This is a genomic window from Sphingomonas sp. IC-11 (genome assembly GCF_021043365.1).
Lineage (GTDB): Bacteria > Pseudomonadota > Alphaproteobacteria > Sphingomonadales > Sphingomonadaceae > Sphingomonas.
This window is the reverse complement of record NZ_JAJNDU010000004.1, coordinates 278,966-302,938: the sequence shown is the minus strand read 5'-3', so window position 1 is coordinate 302,938 and position 23,973 is coordinate 278,966. Positions and strand designations below refer to the sequence as shown.

General features: G+C 63.3%; 18 protein-coding genes. 9 read left to right on the top strand and 9 right to left on the bottom strand.

The genetic code is table 11. The features are described from left to right. Nucleotides 1-746 precede the first annotated feature (746 nt). Nucleotides 747-2,153, bottom strand: a complete 1,407-nt coding sequence (locus tag LQ954_RS13820) for an amino acid permease (RefSeq protein ID WP_227772728.1) — start codon at nt 2,151-2,153, stop codon at nt 747-749. Nucleotides 2,154-2,535: 382 nt separating this feature from the next. Between LQ954_RS13820 and LQ954_RS13815 the strand changes: the two genes are divergently transcribed. Beyond that, complete coding sequence (locus tag LQ954_RS13815; protein WP_231023632.1) at nt 2,536-3,516, top strand: sensor domain-containing diguanylate cyclase; 981 nt, start codon at nt 2,536-2,538, stop codon at nt 3,514-3,516. Nucleotides 3,517-3,615: 99 nt separating this feature from the next. On the opposite strand, the gene LQ954_RS13810 is transcribed toward LQ954_RS13815, so the two are convergent. Beyond that, nucleotides 3,616-4,644 carry an NAD(P)-dependent alcohol dehydrogenase gene (locus tag LQ954_RS13810; RefSeq protein WP_231023631.1) on the bottom strand — a complete coding sequence of 343 codons (1,029 nt, stop codon included), beginning with the start codon at nt 4,642-4,644 and terminating at the stop codon, nt 3,616-3,618. Between the two features lie 115 nt (nt 4,645-4,759). Here LQ954_RS13810 and LQ954_RS13805 point away from each other — a divergent pair, with 115 nt between their 5' ends. Beyond that, nucleotides 4,760-7,003: a CHASE domain-containing protein gene (locus LQ954_RS13805; protein WP_231023630.1), complete on the top strand. Its 2,244-nt coding sequence runs from the start codon at nt 4,760-4,762 to the stop codon at nt 7,001-7,003. 65 nt (nt 7,004-7,068) lie between these two features. On the opposite strand, the gene rnk is transcribed toward LQ954_RS13805, so the two are convergent. Further along, nucleotides 7,069-7,488 (bottom strand): nucleoside diphosphate kinase regulator, encoded by a 420-nt coding sequence (gene rnk / locus LQ954_RS13800; protein ID WP_227772724.1) that lies wholly within the window; start codon nt 7,486-7,488, stop codon nt 7,069-7,071. A gap of 310 nt (nt 7,489-7,798) precedes the next feature. Here rnk and LQ954_RS13795 point away from each other — a divergent pair, with 310 nt between their 5' ends. Continuing rightward, on the top strand, nt 7,799-8,611 hold the full coding sequence (locus LQ954_RS13795) for an acyl-CoA thioesterase (protein WP_231023629.1): 813 nt from the start codon (nt 7,799-7,801) through the stop codon (nt 8,609-8,611). 143 nt (nt 8,612-8,754) lie between these two features. Here LQ954_RS13795 and LQ954_RS13790 read toward each other — a convergent pair whose 3' ends face one another. From LQ954_RS13790 to LQ954_RS13780, 3 genes are all read right to left on the bottom strand, one after another. Beyond that, nucleotides 8,755-8,925: a hypothetical protein gene (locus tag LQ954_RS13790; protein ID WP_231023628.1), complete on the bottom strand. Its 171-nt coding sequence runs from the start codon at nt 8,923-8,925 to the stop codon at nt 8,755-8,757. Nucleotides 8,926-9,041: 116 nt separating this feature from the next. Continuing rightward, nucleotides 9,042-9,800 carry a DUF2243 domain-containing protein gene (locus LQ954_RS13785; protein WP_231023627.1) on the bottom strand — a complete coding sequence of 253 codons (759 nt, stop codon included), beginning with the start codon at nt 9,798-9,800 and terminating at the stop codon, nt 9,042-9,044. A gap of 105 nt (nt 9,801-9,905) precedes the next feature. Further along, on the bottom strand, nt 9,906-10,694 hold the full coding sequence (locus LQ954_RS13780) for a TerC family protein (RefSeq protein WP_231023626.1): 789 nt from the start codon (nt 10,692-10,694) through the stop codon (nt 9,906-9,908). 310 nt (nt 10,695-11,004) lie between these two features. Here LQ954_RS13780 and LQ954_RS13775 point away from each other — a divergent pair, with 310 nt between their 5' ends. Then, complete coding sequence (locus tag LQ954_RS13775) at nt 11,005-12,027, top strand: bile acid:sodium symporter family protein (protein ID WP_231023625.1); 1,023 nt, start codon at nt 11,005-11,007, stop codon at nt 12,025-12,027. 23 nt (nt 12,028-12,050) lie between these two features. Here the strand turns inward: LQ954_RS13775 and LQ954_RS13770 are convergent, their stop codons facing one another. Both LQ954_RS13770 and LQ954_RS13765 read right to left on the bottom strand, forming a co-directional pair. Further along, entirely contained in the window at nt 12,051-12,863 is an 813-nt protein-coding gene (locus LQ954_RS13770) for a hypothetical protein (protein WP_231023624.1), read from the bottom strand. A 62-nt stretch (nt 12,864-12,925) separates the two neighbouring features. After that, nucleotides 12,926-14,020 (bottom strand): acyltransferase family protein, encoded by a 1,095-nt coding sequence (locus tag LQ954_RS13765; protein WP_231023623.1) that lies wholly within the window; start codon nt 14,018-14,020, stop codon nt 12,926-12,928. 77 nt (nt 14,021-14,097) lie between these two features. Between LQ954_RS13765 and LQ954_RS13760 the strand changes: the two genes are divergently transcribed. Then, nucleotides 14,098-15,264: an NADH:flavin oxidoreductase gene (locus LQ954_RS13760; RefSeq protein ID WP_231023622.1), complete on the top strand. Its 1,167-nt coding sequence runs from the start codon at nt 14,098-14,100 to the stop codon at nt 15,262-15,264. Nucleotides 15,265-15,298: 34 nt separating this feature from the next. Here the strand turns inward: LQ954_RS13760 and LQ954_RS13755 are convergent, their stop codons facing one another. Next, on the bottom strand, nt 15,299-16,126 hold the full coding sequence (locus LQ954_RS13755; RefSeq protein ID WP_231023620.1) for an IclR family transcriptional regulator domain-containing protein: 828 nt from the start codon (nt 16,124-16,126) through the stop codon (nt 15,299-15,301). A 246-nt stretch (nt 16,127-16,372) separates the two neighbouring features. Here LQ954_RS13755 and LQ954_RS13750 point away from each other — a divergent pair, with 246 nt between their 5' ends. The 4 genes from LQ954_RS13750 (at nt 16,373) to LQ954_RS13735 (ending at nt 23,964) form a co-directional block, all read left to right on the top strand. Beyond that, nucleotides 16,373-18,100, top strand: coding sequence for a hypothetical protein (locus LQ954_RS13750; RefSeq protein WP_231023619.1), 1,728 nt, complete (start codon nt 16,373-16,375; stop codon nt 18,098-18,100). 98 nt (nt 18,101-18,198) lie between these two features. Then, nucleotides 18,199-21,231: a TonB-dependent receptor domain-containing protein gene (locus tag LQ954_RS13745; protein ID WP_231023618.1), complete on the top strand. Its 3,033-nt coding sequence runs from the start codon at nt 18,199-18,201 to the stop codon at nt 21,229-21,231. 73 nt (nt 21,232-21,304) lie between these two features. Beyond that, nucleotides 21,305-22,717: a M20/M25/M40 family metallo-hydrolase gene (locus LQ954_RS13740; RefSeq protein WP_231023617.1), complete on the top strand. Its 1,413-nt coding sequence runs from the start codon at nt 21,305-21,307 to the stop codon at nt 22,715-22,717. Continuing rightward, on the top strand, nt 22,714-23,964 hold the full coding sequence (locus tag LQ954_RS13735; RefSeq protein WP_231023616.1) for a M24 family metallopeptidase: 1,251 nt from the start codon (nt 22,714-22,716) through the stop codon (nt 23,962-23,964). Before LQ954_RS13740 ends, LQ954_RS13735 begins: the two co-directional genes overlap by 4 nt. The last annotated feature ends 9 nt before the right edge of the window (nt 23,965-23,973 follow it).

Sequence of the window (23,973 nt, the reverse complement as noted above, 5' to 3'; positions counted from 1 at the left end):
GCGCCTTGAACGCGCGGCCCACCCGCTGTTCACTTCTGTTCACGGGAGGAGCGCCGACTGCGGTCCCCGACGCACTCTCCCCAATGCGCGCGTTCGTACCGCCGACGTCACCAGCAAAATCAAGCCGCGCGCTTATTCATGAGGCGCGTCTTGTAGCTCCTCACACCCAAGAGGAGGTGTGGTGGTCGGGTCATGAGCATCGGCGCGCCCAAGGATGCCACCCGATACCTGCCTCTAATCAGCCCGCGGAACCACGGTTAGCTCTGAAAGCTCACCAATCTCTCACGCCCAATCCTCCGCTCGCACCTGATCTTGGTGGCGACTCAGCGCCGGGACATCGCAGTGCGCATCGGCGTTCTACGAACAGGCGGCTGGCTTCCCAGCAGCCTGGAAGCGATAGCTGGGGCTTTAAAGATGCCGAGCGCTTGGCGGAAGGCAGCTGTTCGTACGCCACTGCGCCGTTCTCAGGGACGTTTCCGGGAGAGCGCGCGGTTAGTAGGCCTACCCGTTCGAAGGTGCTTTGCGGGCCCACGGTTCCGCAACTCTTCGCATCGTCGCCAACGTGTGCCGCAGAGAACGTGGCTCAGCGCAATGCCCCGGATCGCCTTATCACGGCCTAGCGCCGGGGTGTGCTGTCCCACCGTTTCGGAAAGCTGCCACAGATAGGAAAGGCTGTTGGTGAAGTATCGAGGCACGCCGTTGATGGCAGTGCCCCGATAATTGAACGAAACAGGATCCCCTCGAGCTTAGCCCCGGGCGCCGGCAAGGCTGCCGCGGCGGCCGAAAGCGAAATAGATACCGAGCCCTACGATCTGCGCGACCGCGAAGTAGATCTGCGTGGTGCGTGGCAAGCTATAGAACAGATAGGCGCAGCCAAAAATGGCGATGGATCCGACCAACGCAGCGGCAGGCACGCGGAACTTGCGTTCGGCGTCTGGTGCCCGCCGGCGCATGACGAGCATGCAGAAAGCCACTGCGCCGAACGCCACCAGGGTGCCTGCGTTGGCGAGGGCGGCGAGCTCATTCAGCGGGATGAGGCCTGCCAGGACGGCGACGATGGCTGCCGTGAACAGCGTCACGCGCGTGGGAGAGCCGCGGTCCGACACCTGGGCAAGGCTGCGCGGCAGGAGACCGTCCCGGGCCATCACGAAGAAGATCCGGCTCTGCCCGTAGAAGAAGGCCAGGATCACGGTGGGAAGGGCGATCACCGCCGAGATGGCGAGGTAGCGCGCAGCAAAGGGATGCTGCAGGTCACGAAGGATCAAGGCCAGCGGCTCAGGGCTGTTGGCGAAGGACGTATAGGCGAGAGCACCGATGGCGGCGGCCGCAACCGCCATGTAGATCAGCACGCAGATCACCATGGAGCCGACGATGCCGATGGACAGGTCCCGGCTCGGATTCTTGGTTTCTTCGGCCGCGGTGGCGATGGCGTCGAAGCCATAGAAGGCAAAGAAGATGATGGCGGCAGCGGCCATCACCCCGCGCTCCACGCCATCGGCAGAGACCGTCTTGCCGAAGCCAAACGGCATGAACGGATCGAAGTTCGTGCTGTTGAAGGCAGGAAGCGTCACAGCGACGAACACCACCAGAGCGGCGAGCTTCACGAGAACCAGCACGGCGTTCAGCGTCGCACTTTCGCGTGTGCCGAGGATCAACAGGCCCGCGACGACAAAGATGATCACGATCGCGGGAATGTTCACGATCCCGCCGATTTCAGGCCCCTGCATCAACGCCATCGGTACGCCGAAGGCATCGTGAAGCAGCGGGGCGGCATAGCCGGACCAGCCGACGGCAACGGCGCTCACGACCAGGGAATATTCAAGAATGAGGCTCCACCCGACCACCCAGGCGAAGAGTTCGCCGATGACCACATAGGAATAGGTGTAGGCACTGCCCGAAGCGGGGATCATCGTTGCCATTTCGGCATAAGCAAGGGCGGCGCAGGCGCAGATCAGCCCCGCAATCACGAATGACAGGATGACGCTGGGGCCGGCCTTATCAGCGCCAACGCCGATGAGGGTAAGGATGCCGGTGCCAACAATCGCACCGACGCCCAGCGCGATCAGATGCGGCCAGGAGAGGCTTTGCGTCAGGCGATGTTCCGGCTTCACATCCTCATGTGAGACAGCCGATTTGCGGGAATTCCAGCTCACTTCATTCTCCCCGTTCGGTCGCGCTGAGCCGTTCGGCGCGACCTCCTCCCATAACAAAGACGTTTAAGCGGGCGTGGTCCGCTGTGACCCGCTGCGATGTATCGATCGACGACAAAGCAACACACAGCCCCTCTTGCGCGGTCCAGGTGGTGGGACCGGATCCGCCACGTCGGTAAGTCGGGGAATGGCGCGGCTGTCAAATCCTTTGACGTGCGCATGCGGGCGCCGTGTGCGCTCGGATCGCGCTATGCCGGCTTACGGCTGGCGCATGATCGCATGCTTTGGCCCTCACGGGGTGCACGACCAATCGAGATTATGCTTGGGAGCCGTCCGACAACGGCTAAAGTCGGACGTGAGTGGAGTCTTTGAGGCGTACCGTACAATGTCCCTGTTCAAGGCTATCGGCCGGCTGTTGAGGTTCGGGCCTGCAAAGAGGCCGGACGAGGACATGATCTTCCGGTCGATCGTCGAGCAGAGCGGCGATGTGATCTGTCACGTTTCGGACGGACGGTTCACCTATGTCTCGCCATCGGCAAAGGCGGTTTTCGGATGGTCTCCGGACGCCATGATCGGGTCCACCGGTTTCGAATTGATCTATGAGCCCGATCTTCCGATCCTGGAGGAGGTGCTTGCCCGCCGGGTGTCCGGTGAGGAGCTCGGTCCCGTCAGGCATCAGCTTCGCGTTGTGTGTGGCGACGGCTCGCTCAAATGGTCGGAGACAAGTGCGCGATCGGAACGCGCGGCGAACGGCAAAATCCTGCACACGATATTGGTGATTCGGGACATTTCAGACCGCAAACGGCTGGAAGAGGAGCTTGAGGCACTCGCTCACAAGGATGGCCTCACCGGCCTCGCCAATCGGCGCTCGTTTGACCGGATGCTCGAACGGTCGTGGCAACAAACGCTACGGGTTGGCAGCGAGATGGCGCTGATCCTGATCGATGTCGATCATTTCAAACGCTTCAATGACTCCTATGGCCATCAGGCTGGCGACGATTGCTTGCGGGCCGTTGCGGCGGCCGTTGGCAGGTTTGCGCGTCGTCCCGGTGATCTGGCGTGCCGCTATGGCGGTGAGGAGTTCGCCCTCGTCTTGAGTGAGACTGGCCCATTTGCAGCTCTTGAGCTGGCAGAGGAGGTTCGCTCTGCTGTCGCAACGCTCAATGTGCCGCATGAGGGGAACTCCACCCGCGGACGCGTGACGGTGAGCGTCGGTGTGGCAACGGCGATCGCGCGGGCGGGAGGGTCCTTCCGCATGCCTGAAAGCCTGGTGCAGGCGGCTGACCACGCGCTTTACAAGGCGAAGGCAGGGGGGCGAAACAGGGTCGAGCAATCCGTCCTCATCGCGCCTTTCAACCAGAAGTAACCGCGCCTGTTTGTGGCTGCCGTCCGGCCGCACTGAAACGCGTGAAAAGCGGCATCGCCCCGCCGTTATCCGGTCTGCTGAACCGGGGTGGAAGGAGCGTCAGGGCATTACGACCGCGCGGCCTTGGATGCGCCCTTCCCGCAAGCGCTGGTACACTTCGTTCACTTCTTCCAGCGGGAATGTCTGCACGGCAGCGGCGATATGCCCAGCCTGAGCAAGCGCGATCACCTCCATCAGTTCGGTTCTTGACCCCCAATAAGGGATGGTAACCTGCGTGCCATAGGGCGGGTTATTGGCGGCATAGTGCAGGGTTCCGCCGCCAAGTCCGACAATGGAGATATGGCTGTTCCGTCCGACGACCTGTGCGGCGAGATCAATCGTGCTTTGCGCGCCCACAAAATCGAGCGCAACGGTGATGCCCCTTTGTCCGACAAGATCCCTGATCTCCTCGGCAGCCCGCCCGTCGCGCGTGTTGATGGTGACGTTCGCCCCAAGCTGTCGGGCATGCGCCAACTTCGTGTCATCGATGTCTGCCGCGATCAGTCGGGTGGGGGTGAGCGCGCGGAGGATCTGAACCGCCATATGGCCCAGCCCGCCGACGCCGACCACCAACACGGTCGCGTCGGGGGAAAGCAGCGGCAGAGCAGCCTTGATCGCGTGATAGGGGGTGAGCGCAGCATCGCTCAATGGTGCCGCCTTGATCGGATCGAGGCCGCCCAGCGGCACGAGAAGGCGCGGCGATGGCACAATCATATATTCGGCCATGCCTCCGTCCGAGCCCAGGCCGCCGCCATAGGTGGGAATGCTTGCATGTCGCTCGCAGTAATTTTCCGCGGAGGTCTGGCAGGTGCGGCAAGAACCGCAGCCCCAAGGCCCGTAGACGGCAACCGCATCGCCCTCCTGCCATCCGGTCACGCCCTCGCCAAGCGCGGCGATCCAGCCCGTATTTTCATGGCCGAGGGTGAAAGGCCCCGGGATGCCGAGGCCATGATCCAGCACGTGAAGATCGGAATGGCACGCCCCCGCGCCGGCCACGCGGATCAGCACTTCGCCGGCGCGCGGGGAAGGGGTCGGAACGTCGACGATTTCGGCACCGCGCCCGGCCTCGATGAAACGTGCAGCCCTCATACCGACATCCTCCATTCTGCTGTTCTTGCGCTATGTTAACAGAAGCGATCGTCGTCGTTGACTGTGTTGATCGGGGCTGCGTTGACACCCCAATGTGCCTCGCTATCGCCGTAGGATGGCCAGCCTTCGTCAACTGCGTTCGCCGATCATCGTGATGATCATCGGCCTGCTCGCCACGTTGATTGCGGGGTTGCTTGTGTGGCGCGCGGAGGAAGAGCGGCAGCAAGCGCGGTTTGCGTCCCTGGCCGATGCAGCCGTGAATGCGATCGAGACTCGGCTGAGCGAGCAGCGGTTGCTGCTTCGTGGGGCGGCAGCGCTGTTTCAGGGATCGGGCGAGGTAAGCCGCGCTGAATTTTCCGCTTATGTGTCTCGACTGAAGCTGCCCCAGAACCACCCGGGCGTGCTGGGCGTCGGATATGCGATGCGCGTGCGCAGCAAGGCTGACCTTGATCGCGCAACACGCGCAGCTCGCGCGGATGGTCTGGCGGAGTTCGCCCCTTGGCCGATGAGCAAGGGTTTGCCCCGCTCGGTCATCCTTTATCTGGATCCGGCAACGCCGGTGAACCAGCACGCGCTTGGCTATGACATGCAGAGCACACCCGGCCGGCGCGCTGCAATGGAACGAGCGGCAGAGACTGGCGAGGCGACGCTGTCCGGCAAGGTGACGCTGGTTCAGGACAGCAGCCGGAGCGACGCCGCCGGCCTCTTGCTCTATGTGCCGGTCGGGCGAGTGACCGGGGCACCAGTTGGTTCCGCGGGGTATAAGTGGGAAGGCTGGTCGTACAGCCCGCTGCGCGCGCGAGAGCTGTTTGCAGCAGCATTGGCGAAGCCAAACTTAGCGGGCGCTGCCGTCGAGATCTTCGACGGCAAGCCAGTGCCCGGCAATCTGCTTTACCGCGCCGCAAACTTTCCGGCCGACCCGCGGATCGCCGTGACTCGCACCCTCGAGTTTGCCGGCCGCACTTGGACGGTGGGTATAGCGGCGGCACCGAAATTCTACGAAAGTGCGCCGGTCACTTCCATATGGCTGGTTCTGGCAGGCGGGGCCCTGACCAGTTTGCTGCTGGCGGTTCTGGCCATGCAGCAGGCGCGCTCGGTTGCGCGAACGGAGGCAGAAGTACGCCGGGCCACGCACGAGCTTCGGCAAGCCAATGAGGCATTGATCGAAGCGTCGCGTGCGAATGCCGAGGCGGAGGCGCAGATCCGGCAAATGCAGAAGATCGAGGCGCTCGGCCAGCTGACTGGGGGCATCGCGCACGATTTCAACAACATGCTCGCGGTCATCCTTGGTAACCTCGACCTCGCCGCTCGCCGCTTCGACCAGCCCGACAAGGTCGAGCGCGCCATCGGCGCGGCCAAGGATGCGGCGAACCGCGCCGCCGAGCTCACCCGCCGTCTGCTTGCGTTCGGCCGGCAGCAGCCGCTCCAGCCGCGGGTACTCGATCCTAACCGCCTGGTCAGCGACATGTCCGAGCTGCTCCGTCGCACCCTGGGCGAAATGGTCAGCCTGGAGACGGTGCTTGCTCCTGGAGTCTGGCGGGTCGAAGCCGACCCGGGCCAGCTCGAAAACGCGGTGCTGAACCTCGCCATCAACGGCCGGGATGCCATGCCGGACGGCGGCCGGCTTATCATCGAAACGCACAATTGCGATCTCGATGAGTCTTACGTCTCCCACCATGAAGGGGTTCAGGCCGGTCAATTCGTGCTGATCGCGGTCACGGACACCGGCCTTGGAATGGCCCGTGAGGTGCTCGACCGTGCACTGGATCCTTTCTTCACCACCAAGGAGATGGGAAAGGGAACGGGGCTCGGCCTCAGTCAGGTCTTCGGCTTCGTCAAGCAATCGGCCGGGCACCTGAAGATCACGTCAGATGTGGGGAAGGGCACCACGGTGAAGATCTACCTTCCGCGTGCGCATGGCGCCCTCGACGATCCGACTTCCCGCCCGCTGCAAGCGGAGTTGCCGCAAGGGCGCGGCGACGAACTGGTCCTTGTCGTGGAGGACGAGGAGGGAGTGCGCTTGACCACCGTCGCGGCGCTACGGGATCTGGGCTACACCGTGATCCACGCATCCAGTGGCCTTGAAGCCCTTGAGATGCTGGAGCGACATAGCGGGGTGACCCTGCTGTTCACCGACGTGGTGATGCCCGGCATGAATGGCCGCGAACTGGCAGAGCGCGCGCGACGTCAGTTTCCGCACCTTCGGGTGCTGTTCACCACCGGCTACACGCCAAACGCGATCGTTCACGACGGGCGACTGAACCGCGGCGTGCACCTGGTAGCCAAGCCGTTCACGATGGCTCAACTGGCGGTGAAGGTGCGCGAGGTGCTGGACCAACCTGCCGAGGGTCAAGGATGAAGGCACGGCTGCCGCCGACGTCGGTCGGCGGTGCTCGGTGCCTCATCGTTCTTTTGTGGATGTGATCAGGCGGCGCACTCTGCCTGCTGATTGACCTTCACAATCGTCAGCCGACGCTCATGGCCATCCCGATCGGGCCATATGATCGATTGCCCCTCTCGAAGCCCGATCAGGCCGGCCCCGACCGGGGTCAGGATCGATATGCGACCGGCGGAAATGTCGGCTTCCGGTGGATACACCAGTTGCACGCTGCGCCGCGATCCGGTGCCTTCGTCGATGAACTCGACGTGCGAGCCCATGGTAACGACGTCCTTCGGAATGCGGGACGCAGCATGAAGCTTCGCCCGGGTGGTTTCGCGCAGCAGCAGTTCGCTCACCTGCGGCGATCGATCCTGTATGCTCAACGCCAGGTCCGAAAGCTTGTCCGCTTCCGCTTCAATCATGTGGATCTGCGGCCGGGTTGCGGCCGAATGGGTAATGCTCACGCTGTTATCTCCATGGCGGCCGCACTCGTGCGCAGCGCCTGCTATGATGCGATGATGGAAGTCGCCCCCGAACTCTTCGGGGCGCACCCGTTCAGAGCCCGGGGCTAGTTGCCCGCGAGAAGCTGTCCCGCATGGACGCGGCGTCGGAGATGGCGCACGCAAAGTTGCATGGGATGATGATGTGCGGACGGCGAGCGCCTGTCAAACACTAGTCGGTGCAACGCTGAGGCGGGCGCCGAAGCGGCACACCAATGCATACCGACAGTTCAGCCAGCTAGACATGAGCTGCCTAAACTGTGAACGCAGCGTCATGACCCAGCCGTTCCTTGATGTTCAGCCAACGCCAGATCCCGCCGTCTTCCGTCTCGAGGTGACGGATCAAGTGTGCGTCGGCCCTCCGGGAAACGTCTTCATGTTTGGCGGCGTGGGTCTGGGTGCCGCAACGATAGCGGCAGAGCGGGCGACCGGGCGCAGCGTCATCTGGTCGAGTGCGCAGTTCGTCTCTTATGCCCGCGTTGGCGACACGCTTGATCTTAGCGTCGAGGTGCTTTCCGGCGGGCGGAACATCAGCCAGGTTCGAGTTCTCGGAACTGACGCGGGCAAGTTGGTGCTGACCGTAAATGCCGCGCTTGGCGATCGGGAAGGCCTTCCGTCTGGCCAGTGGGTGACGCCGCCCGAGATGCCGCCAGCGGCGGAATGCAAGCCGCGGCAACTTTGGCCGGTGCAGGACGCAGCGTTGATGGACCGCCTCGACGTTCGCCTGGCGCCGGGGCGCTATGGCGCGGTGCCGCTGGATGGCACGCCTTCACCCGATGGCCGCATGGTGGTCTGGATCCGTGCCAAGGACGGCGCCCCGATCGACGCCAGCCTGCTAGCGATTTTTGCGGATTTTGTGCCGTCGGGGCTCGCATCGGCGTTCGGCCGGCGCGGCGGCGGGAACAGTCTCGACAATACCCTGCGTATCGCTCGGATCGTCCCGACCGACTGGGTCCTGTGCGACGTGAAGATCAGCGCTGCGGACCGCGGCTTCGGCCACGGCGCGATCCACATGTTTGCCGAAGACGGGACGATGATGGCGAGCGGAAGCCAATCCGCCATCCTTCGCTTCATGGACCCGGTCTGATCGCAGTCACCGGCGAGGTCGCCGACTATGCCCCATGACGCGTGGAACTGATGAAGCGATCTGTGCGGTCACGCCAACCGCGACAAGCTGTCGCGCAAGGACCGGAAGGCTGCGCCACCCGGGCGCAGCCTGATATCTGATCGCTAGCTTGGGTGCGCTTCGCTCTCGCCTTCGCTTCCTTCGGACTGATCAGTCTGGCCTTTCGCCGCGTTCTGATAAGCGGCGCTTTCGTCGGCGATCCCGGCGTTCTGACTGCGCTGTGCAGCTTCCTTGAAATCGCTGGGCTTGGGCTCTTCGGGCTTGTGATCTGCCATGACGGTCTCCGTTGCGTGTATCACGTCAACGCACAGGTCGCCGGCAGGCTTCATGACAGGAACAGTGAAGCGATCGGTAGATCGAACAGGTGAGCCGTGCCGAGAGAAGGCGATCTTCAGTTCCTTGCCCAGCTGAAACAGCCGTTCGGAAGTCCGGCGCCACTGACGAGGAGAGCCCCGCGCCGGTAGAAGCTCCAACGGCTCTCGGGCGGTACCTCGACGACCATCACTGCTGCACGACGATCAGTCCACAACAATCGCCCGCCACTTGCCAGCACGGCATCAAGGCCGGCGGCCGGCGTGGTCCAGGGTGCGAAGACGATGGTCGTGAACCGCTGATCGGCTGGCGGCTTGAGCGACCAGGCGGCGGCGCTGCCGGTAAGTAGGCTGACCATCAGCAGGGCCACGGATGGGCCGCGTGGGCCGTCGATACGTGGACGCCGGCGGGCGATGACCAGGCCGAGCAAAAGCGGCAACACGCCGAACCCTCCCAACCACGCCAAGTCCCACAGCAACGGATTGGGGCTGTCGAGCCGGATACGGTGAATGCCGAGCAGCCAGTGGGAGAGTAGTGCGTCGGCGACGTGCCAGAGGCCAAAGCCAATGAGCAGGGCGCCAGCGAGCAGCCTGCCCGAGCGCTGTTCAGCAGCGCGATTGGCCCGCCAGAGGCCCCAAAGGCTCGCCCCGGCGATCACGTACATCAACGCGTGGAAATAGCCGTCCCAGAGCACCTGAGCCCGGATGCTGCTGACGCCCGGAACAAGGCTTAGGAGATGGTGCCATTGCAATATCTGGTGGAGGAGGATGCCGTCGAAGAACCCGCCGATCGCGAAGCCCAGTACGATGCCCCAGCGGAACCAAGACCGGCCTGCCATGCGAACCTCCGCTCCGGGAAACTCGCCAGGACGCTCTGGGCTCCGCCAGCCGCATCAGGACTTCACGCCCACTCTACGAAGTGTGCTCCGTAAGGCCGGCGTAGATCAGGGGTTGTTTGACTTTCGCTGCTGGGCGCGGCGCGCAAGGATGTTGAGCGCTTCCACCAGCACGGAGAACCCCATGGCCGCGTAGATATAGCCCTTGGGTACGTGCACGCCGAAGCCGTCTGCAATCAGAACGGCACCGATCATGAGCAGGAACCCAAGCGCCAGCATCACCACCGTCGGATTTCGCGAGATGAAGTTGGCGAGCGGATCCGCGGCGAGGACCATGGCGCCGACCGCAGTCAGCACGGCGATCACCATCACCGCGAGGTTGTCGGTCATGCCAACCGCAGTCAGGATCGAATCGATCGAGAAGACCATGTCGAGCAGAACGATCTGGACGAGCGCGGACCCGAACGTGATGGCGGCCACCTGCTTCTTGTCGAGAAGGTCGTCGCTGGGCGTCGAATCCACGTTGTGGTGGATTTCCTTGGTTGCCTTCCAGATCAGGAACAGACCGCCAGCGATCAGGATCAGGTCACGCCACGAGAAGGCGGTTTCGAACGCTGGCTGACCATAGTCGTTCAGCGGGCCGCGCAGCCCCAGGTCGAAAACCACCGCGGTCAGGCCAACCAGCCACGCGATCATCGACAAGAGAATGAGACGCATGCCCAATGCCAGGCCGATGCCCAGGCGCCTTGCTCGCGCACGCTGCTCCTCGGGCAGTTTGTTCGACAGGATCGAGATGAAGATGAGATTGTCGATGCCGAGCACGACCTCCATCACCACGAGCGCGACGAGCGCGGCCCAGGCGGTGGGGTCGGAAAAAAGCGCAAGCAGACTTTCCATCGCGTAATCCTATTCGTTCCTGCGGCCGGCGCGTCGGGTGCGCGCCTTCGAATGAAGTGGCTGCGTAACAACACTCGTATCAGCGCTTTTGGTTTCCTGCGGCCAAATTCGTATCCGTGGAGGCCAAAGGGGGCGCATCGGCGGCCGTTCTGCTCCGGCGGAAGGCCGGAGTGTGCTGGCGGCTATCCTCCCGGCGGCCGCTCGCCGGACATGCCGGGCCCGCATGCCGCGGTGGCGGCGTGACTTTCTTGGGAGTCCTGCACTTTGGTCCTAGGAGCGGGCACTCTGGTGTAACGTTCAGAGTTTCCTGATGCTTCGTGCCCTCATCGCCGTCTTCGAACCGTTCGTTCTCGCGCTGGTCGGAACGATGTTGCTTGCGTCATTTCTGCCCGCCCGCGGCATGGCTGCTCCCGTTTTCGAATCGCTGACAACGGCCGGTATCGTGCTGCTGTTCTTCCTGCACGGCGCGAAGCTTTCGCGAGAGGCGATACTCGGCGGCGCCCGAAACTGGCGCCTTCACCTCGCGGTGCTGGCGACGACATTCGTTCTGTTCCCCTTGCTGGGCCTTGCATTCGTGTCGCTACCGATCCTCGAGGGGCCGATGGCGGCGGGTCTGCTGTTCCTGACCTTGCTGCCCTCCACGGTCCAATCGTCAATCGCATTCACCGCGATTGCGCGGGGCAACGTCGCAGCTGCGGTTTGCAGCGCGTCCTTTTCCAATCTACTCGGCATCATCGTGACTCCCGCGCTGGTAGCGATTGTCATGTCGAGGCCCGGGGCATCTGCCAGCATTTCGATTGATTCGGTGCAGGCGATCGCGCTGGAATTGCTGCTTCCGTTCCTGCTTGGTCACGCCCTTCGGCCATGGCTGGGCAGCTTTGTCTCGCGCCACAAGAAACTGGTTTCGATAGTGGACCGTGGCTCGATCCTGCTGGTGGTCTATACCGCCTTCAGTGCAGCCGTCGTGGGCGGGCTCTGGCAGCGACTCTCCGGTGAGAGCCTGATCCTGTTGCTCGCCGTGTGCTGCGCGCTTCTCGCCGCGATCCTGCTGCTGACCCGCGCAACGGGACGCCTTTTGGGCTTCAATCGTGAGGATTCGATCGTGCTGCTATTCTGCGGCTCGAAGAAGAGCCTCGCGACTGGCGTGCCCATCGCCGGCCTGTTGTTTCCGCCAGCGCAAGTCGGCGCGGTCATTCTGCCGCTGATGATCTTTCACCAAATCCAGCTGATCGCCTGCGCGGTGATCGCCCGACGGTATGCTGAGAAAGCGGAGAACGGAGAATCCCTGGTTTCGCGGCCGGATGGAACGATGGTGCGGCCGGTCAGGCGATAGCTCCGCCGCGTCGTCGCCGGAGTTTACCGCATCGTGACCGACCAACGGTCAATCGACAAGCTACCGAGGCCGCGCACCGGCTCGACCCCGATGGCAACGCCGGACATCCACTCGTTGCCGGTGATTTTTCCCTTCTGCCGGAGCCATTCGAGCGCCGGCAGCATGTCGAGCGTTCCGTCGCGCAGATCGCCTGGCTTCTCCGGTGCGAACATGCAGAACTTGTCCGCCATTCGCACCATCCACCGCCGCTTCTGATCGTCGACAAACACACCTACGGGCGCAGAGCCATCGAAGAATGCGCGCGTACTGTCCGGCATGTGGAAGAACCAGCCGATCTCGATCACTTTGGCGTGGACGTCCGTTGTGCTCGATCGGAGGTAGAATTCCGTCAGGACATTGCCGTCGCCGAAGCGATTGTCGATCGTCCAGCCAAAGCTTTGGCGGAGTTCGCGCAGGTCACGCATCCGGATGGGTGCGATCGGACGTTCCGGCTCACCCCCGTCGTAATTGCCATACATGACAGCGTTATAGCCCCAGACGCCGGGGCCGAAGCCGGCGCTCACCGGCGGCCAGCGCCAGTGCACCTTTGTTTTCGCAGGAAAGCGATCGAGGTCGATGACGATCGAATCCGCATGCGGGGACCAAGGCTTCAATACCCTTACCATTTCGCCGCCCCAAGGCATGGCGAAGGCGAAATATGATCCTTTGGTGAACGGAGTTTTCGCCGGCAGCACAATTTGACCGGCACCCGGCGTTGGACGGGTTCCCCACACGAACAGACCGAGGCCCACGAGCGCCAATGCCAGGATTGCGAGCAGGAGACGAAACCACTTCACCTAGACATCCTGCTTGTTGCGGTTTGGAACTAACCTGGCGCTACAGTCATGGATCGTGAGGATCAATCAACCGTCGGCGTCATTCCCTTTGCGCCTCGGACCGCTGGACGCGCCCGTGCCCCGCCCAGCAGCAGACGCGCCGCGCGAGTGGCGGGAACTTCTACCCAGTAATAGGCCGCAAAGCCGATGGCGATTGAGCCCGCCACGATCAAGAAAGCCAACGGTAGTGCAAGATGGGGCGCGATGCTGATCGGCGTTAGGCACGCGAGCAGAAGCGGGTGAGTGAGATAGAGGCTGTAGCTGGAGTCCCCCAGGTAGCCCAGCACACCGAGCTGCGGCCGGCTGACATGCCGCTCCAGAACCACGCCGCCGAACACGATCAGGACGGCTGGCGGCGCGAAGAAGGCGACGCGAGGGAGCGGTGGATCGAGAAGGGCAAGTGCGGCAAAGCCAAGGCCGATTGCTGCGAGACCGGCGATTGCTGGTGCGCGCATGATCCGCGCGCGATAGTATCCGATCACCATGCCCGCGACGAACTCAAGCGGGATCGGACTCGTCATTCGCGTGAGGAAGGCGTTATCGGCCGGCGCCAGCGGGCGGAGGGCAGCGACGACGACGAACAGCACCGCCATCACGGCGATCCGTCTGGGCACCGGCAAACGGATTAGCGCCGCAAACACGAGATAGAAGTAGATTTCGTAGTTCAGGGTCCAACCCGGACCAAGGATCGGACTGGTGTCCTGCGCTCGCTCATTGAAGTAGAAAATGAAGAGGAAGGACAGGACCACCTCCTGAATGGAGGGGAGTGCCTGGCCGCGGAGCGCGATGATGCCGATCATCACGATCGTCGCCAGCCAGTAGAACGGCACGACGCGCGCGATCCGTGAGGCCAAGAAGGCTTGCGCGGTGACCGGGCGCGTGGCTGTGGACGCCACCATCACGAACCCACTGATAACGAAAAAGATGTCTACCCCGGACGCGAGCCAATGTGGCCGGCTACCCTCCGTGATGAGGTTCAGATCGTAGCCCGCATGGTAGAGCAGCACCATCAGCGAAGCGATGCCGCGCAGATACTGGACAGATAGAAACACACCGTCGTGGTGACCGATGACGAACGGAGCGCGATCCGTGCCGCCGCGTTCGGTGGGAGATGTCATCAGGGGCCTCCGGGTGCTTGGTGCCGGCTTGTAGCCGATCAGCGCCCGCTGCCAAGGATTGCGGTTCATCCCCGGCCATGGCTTGGCTGATCCCGATCGAACCACATATTGTCCGCCATACGATAGCGACCAACGAACTCGAGGAGACGAATGTGGCTGTGAATGAGTTGTTTGAACCACTCACGCTGAAGCGCGGTCCGGCGATGAAGAACCGTTTCATGCTGGCGCCGTTGACGAACCAGCAGAGCCACGATGATGGTCGGCTTTCGCAAGAAGAGCACCATTGGCTCACCATGCGGGCAAAGGGTGGATTCGGCATCACCATGACCGCAGCAGCGCATGTTCAGGCGGCAGGGCAGGGGTTTGCCGGCCAGCTTGGGGTTTTTGACGATCGGCATCTCGAGGGATTGACCCGTCTTGCGTCGGCGATCCGTGCTGAAGGCTCGATCTCTTCAGTCCAGCTGCATCACGCGGGAAATCGTTCGCCCAAGGAACTGGTTGGAACGCCGGTCTGCCCATCGGACGACCCAGCTACGGGAGCCCGCAGTTTGACCTTGGCTGAGGTTGAACGCCTGCGGGAAGATTTCATTGCCGCGGCACAGCGTTCGGAGAAGGCCGGCTTCGACGGTGTGGAGATCCACGGCGCTCATGGGTATATCCTCGCGCAATTCCTGTCGGCTGAGATCAACAAACGCGACGATCGTTATGGCGGCAGCCTCGAGAACCGGTCCCGGCTCCTTTTCGAAATTATCGATGGCATCAGATCGGCCTGCGGGAGTGACTTCCAGGTTGGGCTGCGGCTTTCTCCGGAGCGTTTCGGCCTGAAGCTGGCCGAAATTCGCGACCTCGCGGCCGAGCTGCTGCGCAAGGAGGACATCGATTACCTCGACATGTCGCTTTGGGACGTCGCCAAGGAGCCGGTTGAAGAAGAGTTCCAAGGCCGTTCCCTGATGAGCTACTTCACCGAACTGCCACGGGGCGAGGTTCGGCTCGGGGCGGCCGGCAAGGTGATGACCGGGCGTGAGGCGGCAGGTGTGCTCGAGAGCGGCTGCGACTTTGTGGTGATCGGACGGGGTGCCATCCTGCGGCACGATTTCCCCGAACGCGTCCGCCGCGACGCCGACTATGTGTCACCAGCGCTGCCCGTCACGGCTCAGCATCTGCTGGATGAGGGGCTTAGCCCGCAATTCGTGACCTACATGCGCAACTGGAAAGGCTTCGTGGAAGAAGAAGTCGCAGCCTGACCCGGACTGCCGACGCCGTCCAGGCGGCGTCGGCCTATTTCTGCTGGAACCGCTCGTTGATGCTTTGCGCCGCGGCGCGAAGCTCCGGCACGAGCTTTTCGCGCATGTCCTCGACCGGGAAGCGCATGGAAGGGCAACAGGCGTTCAGCGCCGCGATCACGTGGCCTGTGGCGTCGTAGATCGGCACGGAGAGCGACCGCACGCCGACCTCCAGTTCCTCGTCCACCAGCGAATAGCCGAGCTCTCGCGTCTCGGCGATGATGTCGCGTAATTGCTTCACCGAGCGGACGGTGTTGGACGTGTGCTTCTCCAGCTTGATGCGGTCGAAGTACCGCTCCAGCGCCTCGTCGCTTTCACCCGCCAGCAGCACGCGGCCCGTGGACACCGCATAAGCGGGCAAACGGTTGCCGATGTTGATGCTCACGGAAATCACGCGATCAGGCGTTGAGCGCGCGAGATACGTCACGTCATCACCGGTCAGGACGGCGGTGTAAATCGATTCCTGCGTCCGCTGCGACAATGCGTTCATCACCGGCTGAACGATGTCGAGAATGCCGACCGACGACAGCGCGGAATAGCCAAGCTGCAGTACCTTGGGCCGCAATGAGAAGTGGCGGTCACGTTTCTCCGCATAACCCTCCCGCACCAGGGTGAGCAGAAGGCGACGCGTGGTCGCGCGCGACATGCCTGTCACCTTGGCCACGTCGCTCAGGGTCATCGAGGGGGTATCGCGAGTGAAGGCGCAGATTACCTCCAGCCCACGCGCCAGCGAGGCGACATAGTCGCGATCGCCGTCATCTGACTCGCCGGAAAGCGAGGCGACATCGTCCTCCGCGATCTGGTCGGCGGCACTGGCTGACATGATGTACATCCTCCGGAATTTCTGCCGCGTGGCTAACAAGCCATCGCGGAAACGGGAAACACATTGAAGTATCAAGCAATAAACTGAGGGTCGGGCTTCGAAGCCCAGGGCCGAAACGGCACTATTTGTGTTCGCTATGGCAACGCACGTTCGCTATGCGATCAAAAATGCGTTGACAATGGATCTTTGTGCGGCAAATCCGAGGTGCGGCGGAGCGGGGAGCTTGCCGGCTTAAGGGGATGGGACATGCGAAAGACGTTCGCGGTCGGCGCTGCACTGGCGGCGCTGACGCTGGGGACGCATGCGTTGCATGCAGAGGATTTTCGGGTCGAGCTGTCGGCGCCCGCCGCGAAGGATCCCGCCTATGAAGGGCGCGTGATCCTGGTTCTGGCCGCGGACGACAAGAGCGAGCCGCGGTTCCAGGTCGATGCAAGCCATGACGCCGCGCAGGTGTTCGGCCTTCAGGTCGAGAATTTCCGCAATCGCCAGGCGCGCGTGATCGGCAAGGACGTGCTGGGCTATCCGGGGCGCAGCCTCGCCGACATTCCGGCCGGCATGTACACGGTGCAGGCCGTTCTGCATAAGTACGACACGTTCAAGCTTGGCAACGGCAAAGTGGTGAAGCTGCCTGCCGCACGCGGTGCGGGGCAGAACTGGCGCAAGGAGCCGGGCAACATCATCAGCAAGCCGATGAAGGTGAACTTCGATCCGAAGCGGCCCGGCGAGATCAAGGTCGCGCTGACCGACGTGATCGGGCCGGTTGAGGAGCCGAAGGACACTGAGTTCGTCCGGCATTTCAAGTTTAAGTCCGAGCGGCTGTCAAAGTTCTGGGGCCGTGACGTCTACATGCGCGGTCACGTGCTGGTGCCCAAGGATTTCGACAAGCATCCCGAAGCGCGCTACCCGATCGCAATCTTCCACGGGCATTTTCCCGAGGACTTCGGCGGTTTCCGCACCACGCCGCCCGATGCAGACATCAAGTGCGAGCCGAACAAGCGCTTCAAGAACGAGACCTGCTACGCCCGGACCGAGCAGCAGGAAGCGTATGACTTCTACCAGAAGTGGATCTCGCCCGATTTCCCGCGGATGCTGATCGTCGAGATCGACCATTCGAACCCGTATTACGACGACAGCTATGCGGTGAATTCCGCCAACATCGGCCCGTATGGCGACGCGATCACCTACGACTTCATCCCCGCGCTGGAGAAGAAGTTCCGCGGGATCGGCCAGGGCTGGGCGCGGTTCCTGTACGGCGGATCGACCGGCGGCTGGGAAGCGCTGGCGGCGCAGGTTTTCTATCCGGACGAATATAACGGCGCCTTCGCGGCCTGCCCGGATCCGATCGATTTCCGTCAGACGATGGTGACGGACATCTACAAGGACAAGAACGCCTATTTCTGGACCGGCCCGTTCGGAAAGGTCGCGAAGCCGGGCAAGCGCGATTACCTCGGCCATCTGTCGCACACGATCGAGGACGAGAACCGGCTCGAGCTGGTGCTGGGCGACAAGACCCGTTCGGGCGGCCAGTGGGACGTGTGGGAAGCGGTGTATTCGCCGATGGGCGAGGACGGATATCCCAAGCGCATCTGGAACAAGGCGACCGGCGAGATCGATCCCAGCGTCGCGGCCTATTGGCGCGAAAACTATGACATGCGCTACATTCTGGAGCGGGACTGGCAGAAGCTGGCGCCCAAGTTGCAGGGCAAGATCCACATCTATGTCGGCGACATGGACAACTTCTATCTGAACAATGCCGTTTATCTGATGGAAGATTTCCTGAAGAAAGCGCAGCCGGCCTATGGCGGCGAGATCCTTTATGGTGATCGCGACGAACATTGCTGGAACGGCGACAAGACGCAGCCCAATTCGGTCGGCCGCCTGCGCTACAACTGGATGTACGTGCCCAAGATCCTGAAGCGGATCGAGGCGGCGGCGCCCAAGGGCGCTGACCTTACCAGCTGGCGTTACAAATAAGGTCGAAAACCAATGTCGCTCCGCCGGCTGGGGACGCCGGCGACGGGCGCCATCCACAAGAAAGTTCAGGGAGTTTGATGATGGCTAACAGGTCACACTTGCGTCGACTACTGCTCTGCTCCGCCGTCCTGCTGAGCGGCGCCGCCATGCCGGCGTTGGCTCAGGAAAGCCCGGCCGAAGCAACCGCGAACGAAAGCGATGGCGACATCGTCGTCACCGGTTCGCGCATCCGCTCGCCCAACCTCGAAAGCGTCAGCCCGGTAACGACGGTTGCGGCCGAGGAATTCGCCGTGCGCGGTACCGTGCGGACCGAAGACCTCGTCAACCAGTTGCCGCAGGTGTTCGCGGCACAGGGCGCAGCGAATTCCAACGAAGCGACAGGAACGGCGCAGGTCGACCTTCGCGGCCTCAGCCCGTCGCGCACGCTGGTGCTGATCAACGGGCGCCGCCTGCCTTATGGCTCGCCCAAGAACATTCCGTCTGACATCAACCAAGTGCCGACGCCGCTGATCCAGTCGGTCGAAGTACTGACCGGCGGTGCGTCGGCGGTGTACGGTTCGGACGCGATCGCGGGCGTTGTGAACTTCAAGCTGATGGACAATTTCAGCGGGGTTCGCTTCACCGGTAGCATCGGCGGCTATCAGCACACCAATGATCGCGATGAGCTTCGCGACCTGCTCGACCGTAACAACGCGGCGGTGCCGGGCGCCTATCTGAAGCCCGACAAGAACGTGTGGAACGGCTTCACTACCGAAGTGTCGGCAGTGTTCGGCGGCAACATCGACGAGGGGCGCGGCAACGTCACCGGCTACGCCACCTATCGCAAGGTCAACGCGATCCTGCAGAAGGACTATGACTATAGCGCCTGCGCGCTCGGTGCGACGGGTCCGGGCGGCAGCCAGTTCTCGTGCAGCGGCTCCGCCACCAATGATCCGGCCAACTTCACCAACGCTGGACGTATTCCCGGGCTGCCTACCTCGTTCCGCGCGACCCGTGATGGCCAGTTCGTGCCGGGTTCGCTCACCTACAATTTCGCGCCGTATAACTATTATCAGCGGCCGGACGAGCGCTACACGCTAGGCGCCAACGCGCATTACGAGGTGAACGAGAATTTCACTCCGTATCTCGAAGTCGGCTTCATGGAGGACCGCTCGATCGCTCAGATCGCGCCGGGCACTAACAGCGCGGGTATCACCGTGGGTGCCGGCAGCATCAGCGGGATCAACTGCGACAATCCGTTCCTTAGCGCGCAGCAGGCCAGCTTCCTGTGCACCAGCCGTGGCCTTTCCACCGGCAGCATCTATGACGCGCAGGGTAATTATGTTGGGCCGCAGTCGGTCGCGACCGGCGTGCTGGTGGCGCGCCGCAACGTCGAGGGCGGAAACCGCCAGGACGACATCCAGCATCAGAGCTATCGCATCGTGCTGGGCGCGCGGGGCGATATCGGTGGCCCGTTCAAGTACGATGTGTACGGCATCTATTCGAAGGTGAACTATCGCAGCCGCTTCTCCGGCGACGCGAACCGCCAGCGGACGGCCAATGCGTTCAACGCGGTGCGCAATTCGGCCGGGCAGATCGTCTGCGCGATCAATGCCGATGCCAACCCGAACAACAATGATCCGCGCTGCTCGCCGCTTAACTATTTCAGCGGTGCCGCCAGCCAGGACGCGGTGGATTATGTCGCGGAGGTGAAGTCGATCACCGGCGACACCAACCTCGTCAACATCGTTGCCGCGGTGGATGGCAACCTGGGCGATTGGGGCATCACTTCACCGTTCGCCAACAACGGTGTCGCGGTCGCCTTTGGCTATGAATATCGCAAGAACTCGGTCGATTATCAGCCGGACGAAATCTATCAGGCGGCGGCCAGCCCCGAGCTGCCGATCAGCGGGTCGGTCGCGGTGAAGGAATTGTTCGGCGAGTTGATCGTGCCGATCGTCGAGGACAAGCCGTTCTTCCAGAGCCTGTCGTTCGAGGGCGCTTACCGCTATTCGGATTATGACAGCGGGTTCAAGACCGACACCTACAAGCTGGGTCTGAACTGGTCGCCGGTGCGCGATTTCCGCTTCCGCGGATCGTACCAGCGCGCGGTGCGTGCGCCCAACGTCATTGAGCTGTTCTCCAGCCAGCAGCTGTTCGAAGTCGAGCTGACCGAGAATGCCAATGGCTCGTACGACCCGTGCTCCGGCGCGAACCCGATCGCGACGTTTGCGCAATGCGCGCGTACCGGCGTGACGGCGGGGCAATATGGCAACATCGTCGACAATCCGGCGGGACAGTTCAACTCGCTGATCGGTGGCAATCCGGATCTGGATCCGGAAACCGCCAAGACGCTGTCGCTCGGCGCCGTGTTCGAGCCGCGCTTCGTGCCGGGTCTCTCGATCTCGGTCGATTATTTCGACATCAAGGTGGAGAACCTCGTCGGCAGCGTGAACCCGAACCTGTCGATCGCCAACTGCCTGGCGAACGGCGACCCGTATTTCTGCAGCCTGATCCAGCGCAGCCCGGAGAGCGGTTCGCTGTGGCAGGGCGAGAACGGCTATTTCCGCCGCTTCAACGTCAACACCGGCTCGCTCCAGACCAAGGGCGTCGACCTGGTCGTCGATTACCGGATGAACCTCAACGATCTCGGCATCAACGCCGGGCGGCTGAACTTCAACCTGGTCGGCACCTATCTGGACTCCTACAAGACGGTTCCGCTGCCCAATTCGCCCGAGGCGGACGTTTACGAGTGCAAGGGGCTTTATGCCGGCCTCTGCGGTCGTCCGCGGCCCGAATGGCGCCACAAGTTCATGACCACCTGGTCGCCGGCTGATCGCTTCAGCCTGACCGGTACGTGGCGCTATGTGTCCTCGGTGAAGATTGCGCAGACCAGCAGCCAGCCAGCGCTGACCGGCAGCTTCTCCGAAGTGAACCGCGAACTTGGGTCGCGCAGCTACTTCGACCTCGCTGCCGCGTTCGAAGTGCGCAAGGACCTGACCTTCCGTGCGGGCGTCAACAACCTGTTCGACAAGGATCCGCCGCTCACCACCACCGCGGCGATCGAGGATGGCGGCAACGGCAACACCTATCCGCAGTTCTACGATGCGGCTGGCCGTTACTTCTTCCTGAGCGCCTCGGTCGGTTTCTAACAGATCGTGATGCTTGAACCGGGGGCGTGCGATGGTACGCCTCCGGTTATCGTTTTTGGGTGGGGATAAGGTGATGAAGGTGCGTTGGTATGCCGGTGCTGCGCTGGCGGCTGTTCTTTCCACGGCGGCAATAAGCGCCGCTGCCGCGCCCGTGACGGACGCCGATCGGGCGATGGCGCGCCAGATGCTGGAGGAGGCGATCGCGACGCCGACGGCCAAGGGCCGCGGGCAGGTGCCGACGCTGATCGAGAATTATTCCAAGCGGCTGCGCGAGGCCGGCTTCACCGCCGACGAGATCATGACCGTGCCGGTCGAGATCGATGGCGAAAAGACCGCGGGGCTCGTCGTCCGCTACGCCGGGCGCAACGTCAAGGCGAAGCCGATCGCGTTCCTCGGTCACATGGACGTGGTCGACGCGCTGAAGGAAAATTGGTCGACCGACCCGTATGTGCCGACAGAGAAGGACGGCTACATCTATGGTCGCGGATCGACCGACAACAAGGCCGGCGTGACGGCGCTGGTCGCCAGCTTCATCCGCCTGAAGAAATCGGGCTTCGTGCCGGAGCGTGACTTGCTGCTCGCCTTCTCGGGCGACGAGGAAAGCGGCATGATGACGACGCGTGCGCTGACCAAGCACCCGCTCGTCTCGCGTGCCGAGTTCGCGCTCAATTCCGATGCCGGTTCGGGATCGATGGGCGAGGACGGCAAGTATCGCTTCAACATCCAGGCGGCGGAGAAGACTTACGCCAATTTCGCGATCGCCGCGAAGAATTCGGGCGGGCACAGCTCCGCGCCGCGCGCCGACAATGCGATCTATGATCTGGCCCGTGCGCTGACCAAGCTGGAGGCGCTTCGCTTCCCGGTCGAGTTCAACGAGATCACCCGCATCATGGTCGCCGACATGGCGAAGGAGAAGGGCGGCGAGCTCGGCGCTGCGCTGACCACGCTGATGGCGAACCCGAACGATGCCGCGGCGCGGGCGGTGGCGGAGAAATATCCGCACCAGGCGAACATTCTGTGGACGACCTGCGTGGCGACGATGCTGCAGGCGGGCAATGCGCCGAACGCGCTGCCGCAGAATGCGACCGCCAACGTCAATTGCCGCATCTTCCCCGGCACGTCGGTGGAGGACGTGCAGAAGACGATCGCGCAGGCGGTCGGCAACGACAAGCTGACCGTTTCGCTGGTCGGCGAAGGCGTCGCGAGCCCGGCGTCGCCGGTGAACCCGGCCTTGTTCGCGCGGCTGCAGAAGGCGATGGACGCGACCTATCCGGGGGTCGAGCTGAAGCCGAGCATGTCGTCGGGCGGCACCGACGGGCGCGAATTCCGCGCGGCGGGCATCCCGACCTATGGCGCGGGCGCGCTGGCGCTGAAGGCGGATGATGCGCGGGCGCATGGCACCGACGAGCGCGTGCCGATCGACGCGTATCTGAAGCAGCTGGACTATTGGGATTACCTGCTGCGCGATCTGGGGAGCCGCAAGTGATCGGCGATCTGGCGCGGCGCGAGGTGATGCGTGGGGCGGCGGCCGGCGCGGCGTTGATCGCCATGCCGGGTGGCTTGCTGGCCCAAGGCGCGGCAGGGCCCTCCTTTCCGCCGATCGCGCCTATTTCACGCGCCGAGCGTGAGGCGCGGCTGGCGCGGATGCAGGCGGAGCTTCGCCGCCGCAACCTGTCGGCGCTGCTGGTCGAGGCGGGGTCGAGCCTCGTCTATTTCACCGGCGTCGACTGGTGGCGCAGCGAGCGGACCACCGCGGCGGTGATCCCGGCCGAGGGTCCGGTGCTGATCGTCACGCCGTTCTTCGAGGAGCCGTCGATCCGCGAAATGCTCGACGTGCCCGGCGAAGTGCGCGTGTGGCAGGAGGACGAAAGCCCCTTCGCGCTGATTGCCGGCTGGCTGAAGGAGAAGAAGCTGGGCGCCGGCACGCTGGCGGTGGAGGAGACGGTGCGCTTCTTCATCGTCGATGGCGTTCGCCGGCTGCTGCCGGGCCTGAAGACTGTCTCGGGCGCCAGCGCCGTCAATGCACTGCGCATGATCAAGAGCCCGGCCGAGATCGCGCTGTTGCAGCGCGCCAACGACATCATGATCGCGGCTTATCGCGCCACCCACGGCCAGGTGCAGGCCGGGATGACCGGCAACGACATCAACGCGATCATGGAAGGCGAGCTGAAGCGCTTCGGCGGGCAGCGCGCGTCGAGCAGCGCGCAGGTGGGACCGGGCAGCGCACTGCCGCACGGCTCCAAGGAACGGCTGAAGCTGACCGAAGGCACCGTGGTGCTGATGGACTGCACCTGCAGCATGCACGGCTATGTCTCTGACGTCTCGCGCACCTTCGTGTTCGGGGAGCCGACCGCGGAGCAGCGCCGCGTGTTCGGCCATATGCGCCAGGGCATGAATGTGGCGATGGACGCGGCCAAGGTCGGCGCCCCGGCGGGCAGCGTCGATGACGCGGTGCGCAGCTATTACGAGAAGCTTGGCTACGGGCCGCGCTACGCGCTGCCGGGGCTGTCGCATCGCACCGGCCACGGCATCGGCCTCGACGTGCACGAGCCGGTGAACCTGGTGCATGGCGAAACCACGCCGCTCGCGCCGGGCATGTGCTTCTCGAACGAGCCGGGCATCTACCTGCCGGGCAAGTTCGGCATCCGCATCGAGGATTGCTTCACCATGACCGAGCAGGGGCCGCGCTTCTTCACGCAGCCGCCCTCATCGCTCGACAAGCCGTTCGGATAAAAGAGGAGA